Source organism: Desulfocicer vacuolatum DSM 3385 (genome assembly GCF_900176365.1).
In the GTDB taxonomy this organism is placed as follows: domain Bacteria; phylum Desulfobacterota; class Desulfobacteria; order Desulfobacterales; family Desulfobacteraceae; genus Desulfocicer; species Desulfocicer vacuolatum.
Map to the genome: position 1 here is coordinate 72769 of NZ_FWXY01000003.1, position 15966 is coordinate 88734.

The 15966-nt window shown below is 41.3% G+C and carries 15 protein-coding genes; 4 read left to right on the plus strand and 11 right to left on the minus strand.

Annotated features, from left to right (window positions below; all coding sequences use genetic code 11):
* Window positions 1-244 precede the first annotated feature (244 nt).
* Complete coding sequence (locus B9A32_RS03685) at window positions 245-2530, plus strand: tetratricopeptide repeat protein (RefSeq protein ID WP_084067037.1); 2286 nt, start codon at window positions 245-247, stop codon at window positions 2528-2530.
* Window positions 2531-2587: 57 nt separating this feature from the next.
* Here B9A32_RS03685 and B9A32_RS03690 read toward each other — a convergent pair whose 3' ends face one another.
* The 11 genes from B9A32_RS03690 to B9A32_RS03740 form a co-directional block, all read right to left on the minus strand.
* On the minus strand, window positions 2588-2935 hold the full coding sequence (locus tag B9A32_RS03690) for a hypothetical protein (protein WP_084067038.1): 348 nt from the start codon (window positions 2933-2935) through the stop codon (window positions 2588-2590).
* A gap of 1 nt (window position 2936) precedes the next feature.
* Window positions 2937-3437, minus strand: a complete 501-nt coding sequence (locus B9A32_RS03695; protein WP_084067039.1) for a type II secretion system protein — start codon at window positions 3435-3437, stop codon at window positions 2937-2939.
* Entirely contained in the window at window positions 3427-3798 is a 372-nt protein-coding gene (locus B9A32_RS22270) for a type IV pilin protein (RefSeq protein WP_084067040.1), read from the minus strand. Before B9A32_RS22270 ends, B9A32_RS03695 begins: the two co-directional genes overlap by 11 nt.
* 27 nt (window positions 3799-3825) lie before the next feature.
* Window positions 3826-4329, minus strand: coding sequence for a type II secretion system protein (locus tag B9A32_RS03705; RefSeq protein WP_084067224.1), 504 nt, complete (start codon window positions 4327-4329; stop codon window positions 3826-3828).
* A gap of 16 nt (window positions 4330-4345) precedes the next feature.
* Window positions 4346-6493 carry an SPOR domain-containing protein gene (locus B9A32_RS03710; protein ID WP_084067041.1) on the minus strand — a complete coding sequence of 716 codons (2148 nt, stop codon included), beginning with the start codon at window positions 6491-6493 and terminating at the stop codon, window positions 4346-4348.
* Complete coding sequence (locus B9A32_RS03715; RefSeq protein WP_139795696.1) at window positions 6480-7088, minus strand: hypothetical protein; 609 nt, start codon at window positions 7086-7088, stop codon at window positions 6480-6482. Before B9A32_RS03715 ends, B9A32_RS03710 begins: the two co-directional genes overlap by 14 nt.
* Entirely contained in the window at window positions 7081-7551 is a 471-nt protein-coding gene (locus tag B9A32_RS03720; RefSeq protein ID WP_139795697.1) for a hypothetical protein, read from the minus strand. Before B9A32_RS03720 ends, B9A32_RS03715 begins: the two co-directional genes overlap by 8 nt.
* Before the next feature lie 64 nt (window positions 7552-7615).
* On the minus strand, window positions 7616-8164 hold the full coding sequence (locus tag B9A32_RS03725) for a PilN domain-containing protein (RefSeq protein ID WP_084067044.1): 549 nt from the start codon (window positions 8162-8164) through the stop codon (window positions 7616-7618).
* A 27-nt stretch (window positions 8165-8191) separates the two neighbouring features.
* Complete coding sequence (locus B9A32_RS03730; RefSeq protein ID WP_084067045.1) at window positions 8192-9124, minus strand: type IV pilus biogenesis protein PilM; 933 nt, start codon at window positions 9122-9124, stop codon at window positions 8192-8194.
* The gene (locus B9A32_RS03735; protein WP_084067046.1) at window positions 9121-10860 is read right to left on the minus strand and encodes a GspE/PulE family protein; all 1740 of its coding nucleotides are present in this window, start codon (window positions 10858-10860) and stop codon (window positions 9121-9123) included. The genes B9A32_RS03730 and B9A32_RS03735 overlap by 4 nt, the downstream gene beginning before the upstream one ends.
* Before the next feature lie 3 nt (window positions 10861-10863).
* Window positions 10864-12075, minus strand: a complete 1212-nt coding sequence (locus B9A32_RS03740) for a type II secretion system F family protein (protein WP_084067047.1) — start codon at window positions 12073-12075, stop codon at window positions 10864-10866.
* A 642-nt stretch (window positions 12076-12717) separates the two neighbouring features.
* On the opposite strand from B9A32_RS03740, the gene B9A32_RS21035 reads away from it, so the two are divergent.
* The 3 genes from B9A32_RS21035 to B9A32_RS03750 all read left to right on the plus strand — a co-directional run bounded on the left by B9A32_RS21035 (window position 12718) and on the right by B9A32_RS03750 (window position 15939).
* Window positions 12718-12915 carry a hypothetical protein gene (locus tag B9A32_RS21035; protein WP_139795698.1) on the plus strand — a complete coding sequence of 66 codons (198 nt, stop codon included), beginning with the start codon at window positions 12718-12720 and terminating at the stop codon, window positions 12913-12915.
* A 340-nt stretch (window positions 12916-13255) separates the two neighbouring features.
* A complete protein-coding gene (locus B9A32_RS03745) occupies window positions 13256-13909 on the plus strand; it encodes a PEP-CTERM sorting domain-containing protein (RefSeq protein WP_084067048.1) in 654 nt (217 codons plus the stop codon).
* A 488-nt stretch (window positions 13910-14397) separates the two neighbouring features.
* Window positions 14398-15939: a class I adenylate-forming enzyme family protein gene (locus tag B9A32_RS03750; RefSeq protein ID WP_084067049.1), complete on the plus strand. Its 1542-nt coding sequence runs from the start codon at window positions 14398-14400 to the stop codon at window positions 15937-15939.
* The last annotated feature ends 27 nt before the right edge of the window (window positions 15940-15966 follow it).

Consider the following 15966-nt stretch of genomic DNA (forward strand, 5'->3'; position numbering starts at 1 on the left):
ACAGATCAGAGGCGTATTTCAAGCTTTGTTGTGGGCGGAACCGGCTCAAAATACGGTCCGCCCGTAACGGTTATATAAAAAATAATTTCCTTTGGAAAAATTTTATTTATCTTAAAAAATTACGCTTAATTTTAAAACACAACAAAAAGCGTATAACAACGTTTACAAACATCCAGGGTATTGATAATGTAAATGGATTAAAAAATTATTTTCAACGTATTATTCACCCCAAGTGGAGGAATATATGGACTTCAAGGCAAAGACCCTTCTTCCCATTATCATGTGCGTATTCATCGTGATAGGATGCCAGAGTGACCAGGCAAAAATTGAATCCCACCTCAAAAACGGAATAAAATTTTTTTCCCAAAAACAATATCAAAAAGCACGTATAGAATTCTTAAACGTCACACAATTGCACCCAAAAAATCACACAGCATGGTATTACCTGGGTGAAACCATGATACACCTTGGTAAGGTAACAGAGGCGTTCAATGCTTATGTCAAGGCTGAAGCTCTGGATCCAGAGAATATAGACATTCTTTTGAAAACAAGCAGTCTGCTATTTTTATCAAAGGAAATAGAGGCCGCTGAAAAAAAAATTGATAAAATCATTCTCCAAATGCCTGATAATGTAAAGGCTTTATTTCTCAAGGCCCAAATATTGATTAAAAAAACAGAATTATCCCAGGCAGAATCCATCTTTCACCGAATACTTGAGCTGGCACCCAATGACATAAGAGTGTACCAAAAGCTGGCCTCTATGAAGTTCCAACAAAAACAATACAATGAAGCAGAAACTCTTTTATTAAAGGCCTTATCCATGAATGAAAAAATTCTGTCTTCCCGGATAAACCTGATTCGTTTTTATGTGAGCCGACAGGCCTTTAAAAAAGCAGAAAGTCAACTGATCAAAGCAATTGAACTCAATCCTGAAAATCCAGACATCCAACTTTTGCTCGGAAATGTTTATTTACGCATGCAAAAGGAATCATCGGCCGAAAAAGCATATCTGAAGGCAATACAACTTTCACCTCAAACATTAAAACCCCTTATTGCAGCGGCACATTTTTATGATATCACGGACAAAAATGAACGTGCTTTGAAATTATACACCCGGGCAATAGACATTCAACCAGACAATCTTTCTTTAAAAAATACCTTGGCAAAATTTTTCTTCAAAAATGGAAGAATCCCGGAAGCTGAAGAGCTTATCTCCAGCATTCTTGAATTAAGACCAAATTTTTTTGCTACCTTGCTACTTAAATCCGAACTAAAAATCCATGAGAAATCCTTCGAGGATGCCCTTGACCTGTTGAATCGTCTGGGAAAAGAAAAACCCGAAAATACCAAAATTCAATTCCTAAGGGCTCTTTGTTTCATGGAACAGAAAAAACACAAAGAGGCCATCGCAGCATTGTCCAAATCGCAGAACTCCAATCCCCATGATCCCAGAAGTATGAAACTTCTGGCCAAGCTTTATTATAAAGAGAAATCCTTTGAGCTTGCCCGTCAACAGGCACTGGCAATTCTGAAAACAATACCCGATGATTACCTGGCCACGGAAATCCTTGCCAATTGCGACATGGAAGCTGGGTATAGGGCCAAAGCACTTCAAGGCTTTATGAAGCTCATAGAAATATCACCGAAAAAACCAAAAGGTTATCACCTTCTTGGGCTCTTTTATTCCTATGAAAAAAAATATAAAAAGGCAGAATCCTATCTCTCCAAAGCCTTGACCATGGATGCCACGCGCATGGACAGCTTGAGTCTTCTTGTGCGCAATGCCATTGCGCAAAACAGATACGATCATGCACACAATTTGATCCAAAAAGAATTTAAAAACGCCAGAAACTCCCCCCGGACTCTTGCCACGCTTTACAATCTTGAAGCTGACATCTTTATTGCCAGCAATGATGAAAAAATGGCTATAAAAGCCTACGAGATGGCCCTGGAAAATGATCCTGATTACTTCAAACCTTATTTTTCCTTAGCCAACATTTATATGAATACCAACAACATTGACAAAGCCATTCATCAGTACACCGTTCTTGTTGATAAAAATCCCAATCTAATTGTGCCCCACATGCTTCTGGGAGTTCTGTACGATGCAGATAAACAGTTTGAACTTGCAGAAAAAAATTATCGAAGAGCCCTTGAAATAGATCCTTTATATGCCCCGGCGGCCAACAATCTTGCCTATCTGTTGGCGTTAAGAACAGATAGCTTAGACCAAGCCCTTCAATGGGCACGAATAGCCAGAGAAATTCTTCCAGAAGATCCCGCTGTCATGGATACACTGGGCCTGGTTTATTTTAAAAAAGGCCTGATAGACAGCGCAATTGGTGAATTTCGGGACAGTTTAAGAATATTTCCAGACAATCCCACAGTTTTATTTCACTTAGGAGAAGCTTATCTCAGTAAAGGAGATGATCAATCCGCATTGAAAGTCTTTAGAAAATCCTTGAGTATAGACGAAAACTTCAAAATGGCGGCCCAGACAAAAAATTTGATAAAAAAAATTGAAAAATAAAAACTTCTATGGATTCATGGCAATCACCGCAAATTTGTGGTAAAAATATTTAAATGGTCATTTTTCAACTATTTTTTTTAAAAGGAAAATGATTTCATTGTTCTGAGCTTCCATGCGATCATACTTTCCCAAAATTTGATCATATTTTTCCATTAATATTTTATTCTGATCGTAAATAAGATCCAAAATGCGTATGGTATACTCACTGCCCAATGCCATCTGTTCAAAGAGATAGTCTGAGCCCACAGAACTGTTGGGAGCTGGTACCAAGGATATATATTTTTCATTGAACATATCTGTGATATCCGATGCCTCTGCGGTCAGCTCACCAACAATACTCCATACCATTCCTGCTGTCAGTAGTATCAAAAGCACTGTAACTTTTTGAAAATTATATATCTGCATCCTATTCCCCCTTTTTCGGTTCAAAGACAAACTTCCAAGCACTGTATTTCTTCTGATCCCTGAAATGGGAAAAAACCGCGGGAAAAAGATCCTGCTTAAGTGGCTTTCCATTGCTTTTGCTGAAAACTCCTTTTATTCCCCCTTTTCCATCCAGTACCTGCCCCCATTGCCCATCCTGCGTCATGGGATCAACATAAAGACGTCTGAGATGCCGCCGAATTTCCCCGGATCTGGTGTCATTCATAAGCACGTTTAAACTGCGGGGAAAGGATTTTTTCTCACCAGGAGTATGTCTGTAGTAGGATGCAATGGCTTTTTGGATCTGTAGCCCATTGAACAAAAGAGTTTTTTCCCTTTCCCGCTGCATGGTGGTGCTCCAGTATTTTTGAACTCCCATGAGGGTTATGGAAGTAAGCACAACCAAAAGTAAAGCCGCTGGATAAGTAAAACCCCTGTGAGAAACATATCCAAACCATTTCTCTGGCAACAGTTTACCATTCATTGTATGGATCCCCTTTAAGGCTGATTCGATCACTTCCACTGTGAATATTCCAAATACCGGTTACCTCTTCCCCTGTGGGGGGAATAAGCACCCAAAGCTCTCGACTGCCGGTGAAAGGATCTTTTGGAATATCCATAATATATCGTTCTGCCACCAGATCTTCCAAGGCATCCGGGTACCTGCCGTGATCACTATAATATTGATCAATAACGTCTCGCATGACAAAAAGGCTCCGCCTCAGGGATACTTCCCGGGCTCTTATAACAGATTTCTGGAAACCAGGTGTGGCAATGGTGGCAAGAATACCTATGATTGCCACAACGGTGAGCAATTCAATCAGTGTAAAGCCCTTTTTATTCATCTCATTTTTCTCCCACAATCTCTAATTTCACCAATCTCGATACAGGGAACCATCCAAGGCCGTTTTATCACTCAATGAGTAGACATCATATACATCCTGCCCTCCCCAGATCCTGGAGTCCGGTGCATCGGCATAGGATCGAAGTCCCCACTGCCCAGACTCCGTCATGGGATCTGGGGGTATGCGCCGTAAAAACTTCTTTTTCACTTTGACAGCCTGGTTCAAATCCACCCCTTCCACAAGTACCTCCAAAGTTTCAGGATATCCTGATTTTCCTTTATCAACGGGAATGATTTGCTCATCAACCAATTGTTTATATTCATCAATTGCGGTACGGATGAGTCTCAAATCATTTCTCAATTCCAGCTCTCTGGTTCTTTTATACACCACCTGGGATAAAGGAATGATCCCCGTGGAAAGAATAGAAATAATGGCAAGCGTGGCCATCAATTCAATAAGCGTAACTCCCCATGCATTACAAAAAAAAACTCCATATGCACCACGATTATCAGCATAATCCTTATAAATCATGGGTTTGTCCAAAAATTTATTCCCCGTACACATAGGCCCTGTCCACTGCAAAAATATCACCTGCAAAATTTTCATCAGATCGCATCTCAAAGGCTGCCTGATCTGCGTCCATAAAATTGGGAAACTCTCCTACAAACACCCGATAGTAGGTTCCTTTCCCCGCCACATCCACCTTTCTCACAAAAGTTCTGTAATTCTTTTTTTCCAATGCCAAAGCACGGGATTGTGCTTCTGCCTTTGTTTCAAAGGCATTAACTTGGATGGTAAAAGACAGGTTGTGGGACAAAAACACACCATTTTGCATATCCTTGAAAATATCACTGCTCAAAGAATCATCAGAAACAATTCCCTCCCCATCTTTCTGTCCAAACGGGGGAACATTAGAAGACTTTTTTTCGCTTCCAGACCAAAAACTTGTCACCTCTTTTCCAGGCATCTCCTGACTTCGAATCACCACAGGGGTAATAGTCATTAAAATATCGGTTTCCACATTCTCATTAGAACGATTGGAAAACAATCTACCCATGGCCGGAATATCACCCAACAGAGGAATTTTTTTCACCGTTTCCCGATCTTCATCTTGAATCAACCCACCCAGAATAACCGTATCTCCATCATTGATGGTCAAAACCGTACTGGCAGATTTGGTACGAATGGCGTACTGAGGATCATCCACCTCTCCAACATTATTGCCAAGTGAGCTGATCTCAAGAATCAGCTTCAAGTTCACTCCATTGTTCATGGTAATAATCGGTTCTGCATTAAATTTGAGCCCCACATCTTGGTACTGATAATCATAGGTAGTGGAACCGTCGGTTTGAATCCTGCGATTAGATCTCAGGGGAATTCGTTCTCCAATGAGTATGGCGGCCTTACCGTGATTTTGTACACGGATCTGTGGCTTGGCAAGAATACGAGTGTCTGCATCCTGTTTCAACAAATTCAAGGTAGCGGTGGGCAATGACAGATAGAGTTCTTTGCTGGTAATGTTTCCAATATCTTCAACAGAACCCAGCCCGGCAAAACCAAAATTGGATTCTTCATAATATTTTATACCATCACTTGTTTCACTCACCCCCAATGTAATACTGTTAGAAAAAGACAAGCCCAGATTTTTTTCCTTGGATCGACTCACCTCTATAATTTCAACGTTGAGAACCACCTCAGAAGGAGGCAAATCATTGGACTGAATAATCTTCCAGGCCATATCAATTTCTGCTTTTTTCCCCCTCACGGTTATGGCATTCAAAGCTTCATTGGCCACAATGTCTTTGATTTTAAAAATCTTTGAAATGATGGCAACGGCATCCTTGGATGTAAGATGGGACAAATAAAAAGTTTTCACAAATAAATCATCATAGTCCTTAGCCTTGGCCAGGGTATCAGGATAGATCAACAAAGTGTTACCATTAACGGATCTGGCCTTGAGATCACTGGTTTGGAGGAGCACTTGAATAAACTTATCAATTTTCACATCGGTCATAAAAAGTGTAACTGAATTTTCCCTTACATCTTTATCAAAAATAAAATTAATTCCGGAAATTTTGGACAGGATTTCAAAAACATTCATCAAGGGGGTTTTTTTAAATTTAAGGGAAACAGGTGTATCTATTCTGAGATCCAAATGATATAGAGATGGGGAGCGTTCTTTCTTTTTATATTGCAAAAGTGCATTTTTAGCCTGTTGATTGTCAGGCTCCAATTCAACAGCTCTGCTAAATGCCTCCAATGCTTTGGAAAACTCACCTTGTTTAACCCAAGCCTCTGCTTTGTCTGTGTGATACTCAGAAGCCCTCATCTTTTTTACCCTGGAAATCAGCTCCACCGCACGGGTATTGGCTGGATAGAAAGCGATGGCCATCTGCAACTCGGTAATGGCTTCACGCAAAAATTTTTTCTTTATTAACACCTCCGCCGTGTGTAAATGAGTCATGGATGCCTTCTGTCTTGATTGCTTGAGCTGAAAAAGCAATTCTGGGTCATCCGGTTTTTTTTCCAAGGCTTCAGTGTACCATGCCACCATGGAATCGGGATCCATGGATTCAGGGGAACCGAGTTTTTTTCCCCCAGAAAAATCTGTGGCAACACATCCTTGATTCAGTACAACATGCCACAGCACCATCACCGCCAAAAGTGCATTTTTTAAAATTTTACTCCTGTTCATTATTAAATAACCTCATATCAATATGTAGGGTCTCATTTATGTCAAGTGCTTTAATTGTAATGGAGTTATCCTCAATGGCCTCTACAAGATATTTTCCATTAATGCGATCACCAATCCGGGCAACCAGCACCAGATTATTTCTTGATAAAAAAATCGCCTTTTCCTCTCCACTTTGAAATCCCCCCCAAAATGTAAATGAAAGAAGATAGTCCATTGTTTTTTTAAGACGATCAAAAGAAGATGGCACCGAAGACAATTTTTCCTTGACAGGATCTAAGCGTTCAGGAGTTTTTTCAGAGCGAGGTTTTATTTTTTCAACATCACCGGTGAAAAAATCATTAACAACATCACCGGAATAGAAAGGTTGATTAAAGAAATCATCAAAAACAGTATCACTGTGTTTTGAAACATCCTCTTGTTCGCTCGTTTTTTTTTCAAGGGTATAAAAGGAATCAGTTGAAATTATTTTTTTACCAGCATAGGTTAATTCTTTCACCCTTGGCTGAGTGTAAGGATGCATGAAGCGATACCCTAAGGTTAAAACAAGTATCAGTAAAGCAACACAAAGTAGTATAGTTTGTTTTCGATCATCCATCCAGATTTCCCTTAAAGAAAAGATCAATAGTCAAGGAAAGCTTAATCCCAGCATTTTTGTCGTCAGATCGGCTAAAAGTAAGATCTTCAATTAAAAGAATTTCCGGAAAATTTTGCAGTTCGGCAATGAATCGCTTGAACTGCGGATATTTTCCAGACACATTAATAACGGTTCTATACCGATTCAAACCAAGTATTTCAGGCATCGCTCCAGTTTGAAATATCATTTTTCCGGTCATGGACAATCCATGTTTATGAAGACTTGAAGCAATGCGATCTGCAAATTCCGGCAACAAAAAAACGTGGGGGACTCTTTCATTCAAAACCCTTATCATATCAGTCTTAATGGCGTCCCATTTTTCAAAATTCAACACTGAGCGGGGGGGCAATGCCTGGGAAACAATGCGTTGTGAACCCAAGGCACATTCCAGGTCGTTGATTTGTCTATCCTGTCTTCTGCTCACTGTCATCCAAAACAAACCATTGCAAAAAATCAGCAGCATACTTATTAATATGATGTTCTTTTTGTTAGACGTCATCCCATTTCCAATGTGCTATGATTTCAAAAGAAAATCCACTTCCACCGACAACCGAGCCTTTATTAAAATCAATGGAGAACTTTCTGGAAGCTTTAAGTCCATTAAGAAAAGCGGCCACACTGGCGGCATCAGGTGATTCCCCTTTTAGAAGCAATGAGGAATCACCTTTGTTCAACGCTAACTCATTTATGATGATGCTTTTCGGAATTGCCATTTCAATGGCATCCAAAAATTGTGACAGAGGAAACATATCTTTTTTCAAAAGATTTTTAAGATACTGAAATTCAGATTTTAACGATTCAATCTGCCGGGGCGTGTATTGTTTTAAAGGAGGAAAATCTGTTTTTTTTTCAGATGTCATTTTTTTTTGTTCAATCTGCTTTTTTAGGATATCAAGATATGCTTCATTGGAAAAAAAAACAGTGGTGTTCATCAATGTCAGTGTCCCGGCCAACAAAACCAGAAAAATCATTGTCCCCCAAAAAAATCTATCCACAAGGGGCTGGCGTGTTTGAAAATTAAGTTCAACTGGTTTCATGGATTCTCATTTCTCCCATGGCCACGGTTAAATTTGAGCCAGTGCCGTGGCAGCGCTTGCGGTAAAAAGCCCCACTTTTTTATTATCGGCGAAGTCAGTTCCCGGATTTATAAAATCCAGCGGATTCAAAATTGTCAAATGGGAAAAGCTCTTTTCCCGAAGCAGTGTCTGAATATTAACAATTTTACCCCCCTGGAAAACTAAAAAAATACGGGAAAACTGGATCTCTGCACAATTCATAAGACAATGATCCAGCATCAGTGAGACATCATGAGTTTGCCTGTCTATTCCTCCATACAAAAAACCTTTTCTGAATGTTTTAAAAAAAAGGGGGCTTCCCTGTTTAAAGCCCGCCAGGGTGACAACCCATTTTGATACCTCCAAATATAGAAAACTGCCATCCATGGGCAAAGCAGAAGCATAAAAATTGAATCGATTCAATGCAGTGGGGCCAAACCCCACAGGAATGGCACCAATACTTTGAATCTCTTTCCGATACTGAGTCAGCACCGACTTTGATATCATGGCAACCAGCAGCACGTGACGCCCTTGCCCATCCTTGCCCATGGGGCTCCAGGAAATTTTTATGTCATGGGGAGAAACTGCCAGATTCCGTGTAGCTGTCCATTTCACAAGCTCATTACTTTCTCGAATATCCCCAGGCAATTCCTGAAAAGAGTGCAGTCTCAATTTCACCGTAGCATGGGGAAGAGATACTCCCAGCCGCCCCCCCTTAAAATGGCACGTGCCCAATATTTTTTTCACCGCATCTTTGAACCCATCTGGATCTAAAATATTTTCTGTTTTAAACGAGGTTTTTAAAATTTCCTCGGACAAAGATAAGCTTGCGCCTCTCTCCAAGCTACATAGATTATCTTTTTGTAAAAAAAGCCCCCCTCTCAAACCTTTGTCAAAGACCTCCAAACCAGCAGCGCTTTTGATCTTTTTGAAAAGATTCATAGCGATATCTCCTGGTCAATGAAAGTCACCCGATTGGCTTCCGCCAAGGTGGTTTCCCCCTGCCATACCTCATTTAATGCTGCCGCACGTAAAAAGATAACACCCTTTTTCAAAGCGTATCGAGTAAGAATTGAAGTGGATACCTTTTTTATGATCATCTCTCTTAAATCACCATCCAGCTCAACATGTTCAATAATGGCTTTTCTGCCATTATAACCTGTACCATTACAGAGATCACAACCAACAGCTTTATAGTATTTTTTATGACTGTGAAGTTCAGGATTCAGGCCAGAATCTATCAGCTCTTCCTGAGAAATAACTTGTGGTTTCTTACAGGTACACAGACATCGGATTAATCGCTGTGCCACGATACAGTTCAATGCAGATACCAGATTGTAAGGCTCTATACCCATATGAACAAATCGATTGATCGCCTCAAAGGAGCTGTTTGCATGAACTGTGGTAAAAACCTGGTGTCCCGTCAGGGCTGACTGAAGTGCGATTTGCGCAGTTTCAGCATCCCTGATTTCACCCACCAGTACCTTATCCGGGTCATGGCGAAGGATGGAACGAAGACCTTTAGAAAAGGTGAGGCCTTTTTTTTGATTTACCGGAATCTGAGCAATTCCTGGAAGCTGGTACTCAACAGGATCTTCAATGGTGATAATTTTGGTATCATCTGAATTGACCTCGGACAACGCCCGATAAAGTGTGGTGGTTTTACCGCTGCCCGTGGGACCCGTCATCAGAAACATACCATAGGGAGCTTTCACTTGACGACGTAACCTTAAAAGCTCTGTTGTGGGCAGATTCATGCCATCCAAACCCAAATTACCAGCAGAAGGCGCCATCCGTTCCTGATCCAAAATTCTAATAACAGCATCTTCGCCAAAAATAGTGGGTAACACCGATATCCTAAAATCAATAAATCGTCCTTTGACTTTAAGCTTAAAGCGACCGTCCTGGGGAACCCGTTTTTCAGAGATATCCAGTTCGGACATCACCTTCAAGCGAGAAATCACCGGATTTTGATTTTTAATATCAAGGGGCTCTGTTACTTGATGAAGCATACCATCAATGCGATATCGAATCAGCACCCCCCGGGCAGTGCCTTCAATATGAATATCACTGGCTTGTTTGTTGATGGCATCAAGAATAGTGGAATCCACCAATTTTACAATGGGACTCTCCACTGTTCCCACCCGCTCTGTAGACAGTTCATATTCTCCGTCGTCTGACTCCCTGACAACGGGAAGACGCATCTCTTCTGAAATGTCCAGCACATCCCGAGAGGTCTCAAGTCTCTGTAAAAATGTCTGTAGCTTTTCTCCACTTACGATAACAAAGGATATGTAATAGTCAAGGATCATCTCCATCTCATCAACAACATTAAAAAAATCCATGGGATCGGCGACGGCAACATCAAGACGCCTGTTTTTCTTTCGAAATGGCACAACGTTTTTACTAACCATGAATTCGATGTCAAGAAGTTTCAACATCTCGGGATCCTTCACCTGGGAAAAGGGAAGATACCTGCAACAGTGCTGTACAGCAATAATCCGGGCCAATTGCTCATCATCGAGCATACCTTGATCCACAAAAAGCTGTCCCACCATACGACCGGTAATTCCCTTGCGAGACAACACAACATCCACCTGATTTTCGGTGAGAAAACCCAGTTCAACCGCAATTTCTCCAATCTTTTTTCTCTTTTTCACAATGGGAAACTCAGACATCTTTTATCCTATGGTTCCAGCCATTTGGAAAATGGGCATATACATTGCAAGGACGATAAAACCAATGATAACTCCCATAATTACCATAAGTAACGGCTCAAGTGAAGAGGTAATCATGGTTAGTTTATTTTCAATATCGGTATCATAAAATTTGGCTACATCCATGAGAACAGATTCCAAACTCCCCCCTTCTTCGCCTGCGGCAATCATGCTGATAGCCATATTGGGGAAAACCCCTGTACTCTCAAGGGAATCTGCAAAACCAACCCCCTGCTCCAGACCATGGAGAGCTCTCATAATACAACCGTGCATATAACGATTACCCACCAAACCCGAGGCAATGCGAACAGCAAGGTTGAGAGGATTTCCACTTGAGAGCATGGTGGAGAGGGTGGCAGAAAATCGAGCCATAAAATAACATGTAATAATCTCCCCAACAAATGGTACACGGAGAAGAAAACGATCAAAAATCAGGGCACTTCTTTCCCATCTCAAAAAAAAGTATCCTAAACAAAAAATTAACACGACTCCCATGCCCATTAAACCATATCTTCTTTTCACAAAATCAGTGATATTAAGCAAAAGCGTCGTAAAAAAAGGAAGGTCTCTCCCTGTCTCCACAAATGAGCCTGTCACAGCAGGCACCACAAAAAAAATCAAAAATGCCACCACGAAAATAGAGCACACAGATAAAATCAACGGATAAATGGAGGCGGCTTTTACTTTTTGCTTAAGAGCATCGGTTTTTCGAATGTATGCAAGGTAATTGAATATGGCTCCTGGAAGATCCCCCCCCGACTCTCCAGCCTTAAGGGATGCAACATAGAGTGGAGAAAAAATATGAGAATATTTTCCAACGGCACCGGAAACAGACTCCCCAGAGGCAATATCGTTCCGGATATCTCCAAGAAGCTTGTAAAAGCCATGGTGCTGTTTTTTTTTTAAAAGAATATTGTCAAAGGCCGTAACCACAGGTAAGCCAGCCTTTAGAAGTACAGAAAGCTCCTGATTAAATGCGTAAAATGCTTTGGATTTTATATAAATTTGAGATTTAAAGGAAAAAAAAGAGGAAGTACCTGCGCTTTTACGGGCACTCACCAAATGGGTCCCATCTTTTACCAATTGTGCCTTGATGGAGTCAATGGTATCTGCAGCAATCACCCGCTCAACCACATAACCATCGCTGGTGGCGATTTTACACCGGTATGTCGGCATAGAATAACGTCTCCCCGCCTAAAACTTTCCAAATCATCACAGTGTTTGAATAATGTGCTCGCTTTTCTATGAATAATCTATTAAATTTTTTTACCAAAAGCAATGCCCATTCAATCTCACTCTCTTCATTCTTCAGGAATACTATGAAAAAAACTACTTAATTTATATGTAAAAGATGTGCTACCATTCCCATAATGGGAAATTCATTACACACACTTCAATTTGATTGATATTACATCTCTCGATTAGCTGAATTAGCAATTAGCCAGATCAACCGATTTTAATTCTTATTTCCAAATATTATGACATAGACACCACAAGAAATACCACCGAATTAAAATAAAACATAAAAAAGTTTCCATGCCTATATGCCTGTTAGACTCACAGAATAGCCTTACCCTGTCCCTGGAAAGCCTTTCCCCCAATTGAGGCCTCAAATCATTCCAATGACCAAAGATGGAGCAAACCGAATACAACCTCTTACCTCTTAAACAAAACCAGTGCATGGGATTTGCTGTTTTCACTATCGAACGCCTTACATTCAACATGGCACATCAATATAATTTTTCCAAACTATCCGTGTATTTGCCTGTCAAGAAACGACACTGAACAATCTGGTGCAAGTAATGAGAACCTTCATCCATGATGAAGATTAAAACTCAACTTTCGGGCTTCATTTCAAAGCCGGCATTTTTAAATGTACCGATGGGCTCAGTGGCCGACGGGGTCAGGCTTTTGTTATTGATGTTATCGGCCAAGGCCTTTGCCAACGACAAAAGCCTCGATAATGTCAATAACGAAAGCCTGACCCCACCCCGAAATGCGAACACCGAAAGTTGAGATTAAAATATGAACAAACAAGAATTAATACTTTTGGGTGATGGACAAATCCTTTTAATTGATTTAGTTTAAAAGTATAAGTTTTTTTATTTCCTTAATTTTATGTTCTCTTTTAGAGATGCACCTGAATCTTATTGGGGAGTTGATCATAAGCTGGGCCACTATACGTTAGATAAAATTTTATCAATAGCAAAGCTACTGTAATTACAATCACTAATTGTTACCACTAAAATTTTATCACAAAATGCCCCATGTTATGTCCAAGTCCCTTATTGATAATTTACAGACTCAAAACCAATTAACAGAATAAAATATTACTAAAACACGCCGAGGGATACATATGAAACTTTTATTCAATGCATTATTAATCGTATTTACAGTTTGTTTTGTTTCCACTGCCAGCGGTTATGACTATGGGGTCAATATTAATGACAACATCATATGGGAGGGTGATCACGTTGGAAATGGGGGAGAGTTTACGTGGACACTGCTGGATGATGATGGAAAAAAAACGGACTTTTCATGGTCATCCTTTTGTGTGGAGACCAGCCAACGCATATACGCCAACACCCCTTACACCATATCCGACATCTCAGATACAACCACATCCGGCGCCTCACTTACCAATGAAGTAGCCTGGTTATACTGGAAATTTAATAGCAATACCCTAACCGGGTACGATGGCTCCAGTACCAGTCAAATGGCCTTTCAAAATCTCATCTGGGAAGATATGGATCAAGATAGTAATTATTTCAGTTGGGGAACCGGAACCGCAGTAGAAGATCAGATGGATACATGGTTTACACTGGCAGAAACAGCCGTAAACAACGGTTGGCGTAACAATGGTCGGGTTCAGGTTCTCAATCTGGGAGGCGCCCAGGACCAATTGATTGTAGCAAACCCCGTTCCAGAACCAGCAAGCATGTGCCTTCTTGGAATCGGATTGATCGGTTTGGCTGTGATGGGAAGAAAAAACATTTTCCTCAAAAATTAAAAATTTTTAATTATTCAAAACAGGTAAGCTGCCACAAATTTCCACTCAATCAGTAGCACTTTCCCCCTATTTCAAATCGTCTCACCTTATGTTTGACAAAACCATTACATCCCTTTATATATTTAGAACTCAACTTTCGGTGTTCGCATTTCTTGGTGGAGTCAGGCTTTCGTTATTGACATTATCGAGGCTTTTTTCGTTGGCAAAGGCCTTGGTTGATAACATCAATAACCAAAAGCCTGACCCCGTCGGCACACTGACCCCATCGGTACATTTAAAAATGCTGGCTTTGAAATGAAGCCCGAAAGTTGAGTTTAGAATGGAAATTGATCACATCAACAATATAACCGTCACGGGCATTATTCAAAGGTCTCCAGAGGTGTATTTCAAGCTTTGTTGTAGGCAAGTCCGGATCAGAATACGGTTCGTCTGCGGCCGTTTATAAAAAAGAGATAAATGCCAACCACCAGGGAAAACAGGAGATCATCGTGACCACACTTGTACATCACCATCTTGAGAACAGTGTTACACTTTTTCCCAAAAAAATTGCCTTGATCCATGGTACGAGGCGTCTTTCCTATTCAAAAATAAATAAAGCATCGAACCAACTGGCTCATTTTCTTATTCACACCGGCGTTATACCAGGAGATCGAGTGGTACTTTTGATGGATAATTGTGCCGAGTATGTCATGGCCTACTACGCCATCCTCAAGGCCGGAGCAATTGCAGTCCCATTAAGCAGTGATTTGAAACCCACCAGAATCATGTTTCTCATGGAAGAACTTACACCTGTGGCGATCATCTCCTCTGGAAAATACAGACCACTTTTCCAGGCTTGTGAACTAAAAAAAAGTCACCTTAAAGTAATGATTTTTAATCACTCAAAGAAACCAGACTCTCCATGCAATCCTCTGTATACCTCATGGGAAACGGCCTTGGAGAATAAAAAAACGACAAACCCGGAACTGTTGCTCGCTCCCTCGGATCTTGCCAGCATCATCTATACCTCGGGAAGTTCTGGAAAACCAAAAGGAGTCATGCTCTCCCATCAAAATATCACCGCCAACACAGCATCCATCTGTCAGTACCTGGCTCTTGACCACCGGGATGTACAAATGGTGGTGCTCCCTTTCTTTTATGTCATGGGTAAATCTTTATTAAATACCCTTTTCAGGGTAAGTGGTACCGTTGTACTCAACAACAAATTCGCCTTTCCTGCCCAGGTGATCAGCGAAATGATAAAAGAGAAGGTCACTCTCTTTTCTGGAGTTCCTTCTACCTATGCCCATCTGATCCACCGATCTCCTCTTAAAGCATCCCGGGATCAATTGACATCCCTTCGGTGCTGTACCCAGGCAGGCGGCCACATGCCCGGAGCCATGAAACGGCAGCTCCAGCAAGCCCTGCCTAAGCACACCGACATCTGCATCATGTATGGGGCCACAGAGGCATCGGCCCGCTTAACCTGGCTGCCCCCGCATTACCTGGAATCCAGAATAAATTCCATTGGCAAGGCCATTCCCGGTGTTCGCATTAAAATTCTGGATGATGCCGGAAGGGAAGTGCCCCCGGGTGAAACCGGTGAACTGGTGGCCACCGGTAATAATATCATGCAGGGATACTGGAAGGATGAGAGCACAACAAAAAAAGCCCTGGACCACCATGGCTATCACACCGGCGATGAGGGTTATATGGATGAAGAGGGATTTATTTTCCTGGAAGGTCGTAAAGATAGCCTCATCAAGGTGGGGGGACACCGCATCAGTCCCCAAGAGGTGGAGGATGCCCTCATGGAAACAGGCCTGCTGATGGAGGTGGTGGTACTGGGGAAGGCGGACGCATTTTTAGGCCATCGACTTGTTGCCATCGGCGTGGCAAAGGATAAAACCACACCTGCCCGGAAGATCCTGGCATGCTGTTCAGAACTATTACCCAAATATAAACTGCCTGGAGAGATCAGACTGGTGAGACAACTCCCTAAAAATGCCAATGGAAAAATAAATAAACAGGGGTGTGAAAAATTACTCTGACCCATTGTGTGGATGGATCAGAGCAGT

What these genes read in the sequence shown, in the direction of transcription:
- B9A32_RS03685 (WP_084067037.1), top strand. Translation starts at nt 245, where the DNA reads ATGGACTTCAAGGCAAAGACCCTTCTTCCCATTATCATGTGCGTATTC.
- B9A32_RS03690 (WP_084067038.1), bottom strand. Translation starts at nt 2,935, where the DNA reads ATGCAGATATATAATTTTCAAAAAGTTACAGTGCTTTTGATACTACTG.
- B9A32_RS03695 (WP_084067039.1), bottom strand. Translation starts at nt 3,437, where the DNA reads ATGAATGGTAAACTGTTGCCAGAGAAATGGTTTGGATATGTTTCTCAC.
- B9A32_RS22270 (WP_084067040.1), bottom strand. Translation starts at nt 3,798, where the DNA reads ATGAATAAAAAGGGCTTTACACTGATTGAATTGCTCACCGTTGTGGCA.
- B9A32_RS03705 (WP_084067224.1), bottom strand. Translation starts at nt 4,329, where the DNA reads ATGATTTATAAGGATTATGCTGATAATCGTGGTGCATATGGAGTTTTT.
- B9A32_RS03710 (WP_084067041.1), bottom strand. Translation starts at nt 6,493, where the DNA reads ATGAACAGGAGTAAAATTTTAAAAAATGCACTTTTGGCGGTGATGGTG.
- B9A32_RS03715 (WP_139795696.1), bottom strand. Translation starts at nt 7,088, where the DNA reads ATGGATGATCGAAAACAAACTATACTACTTTGTGTTGCTTTACTGATA.
- B9A32_RS03725 (WP_084067044.1), bottom strand. Translation starts at nt 8,164, where the DNA reads ATGAAACCAGTTGAACTTAATTTTCAAACACGCCAGCCCCTTGTGGAT.
- B9A32_RS03730 (WP_084067045.1), bottom strand. Translation starts at nt 9,124, where the DNA reads ATGAATCTTTTCAAAAAGATCAAAAGCGCTGCTGGTTTGGAGGTCTTT.
- B9A32_RS03735 (WP_084067046.1), bottom strand. Translation starts at nt 10,860, where the DNA reads ATGTCTGAGTTTCCCATTGTGAAAAAGAGAAAAAAGATTGGAGAAATT.
- B9A32_RS03740 (WP_084067047.1), bottom strand. Translation starts at nt 12,075, where the DNA reads ATGCCGACATACCGGTGTAAAATCGCCACCAGCGATGGTTATGTGGTT.
- B9A32_RS21035 (WP_139795698.1), top strand. Translation starts at nt 12,718, where the DNA reads ATGATGAAGATTAAAACTCAACTTTCGGGCTTCATTTCAAAGCCGGCA.
- B9A32_RS03745 (WP_084067048.1), top strand. Translation starts at nt 13,256, where the DNA reads ATGAAACTTTTATTCAATGCATTATTAATCGTATTTACAGTTTGTTTT.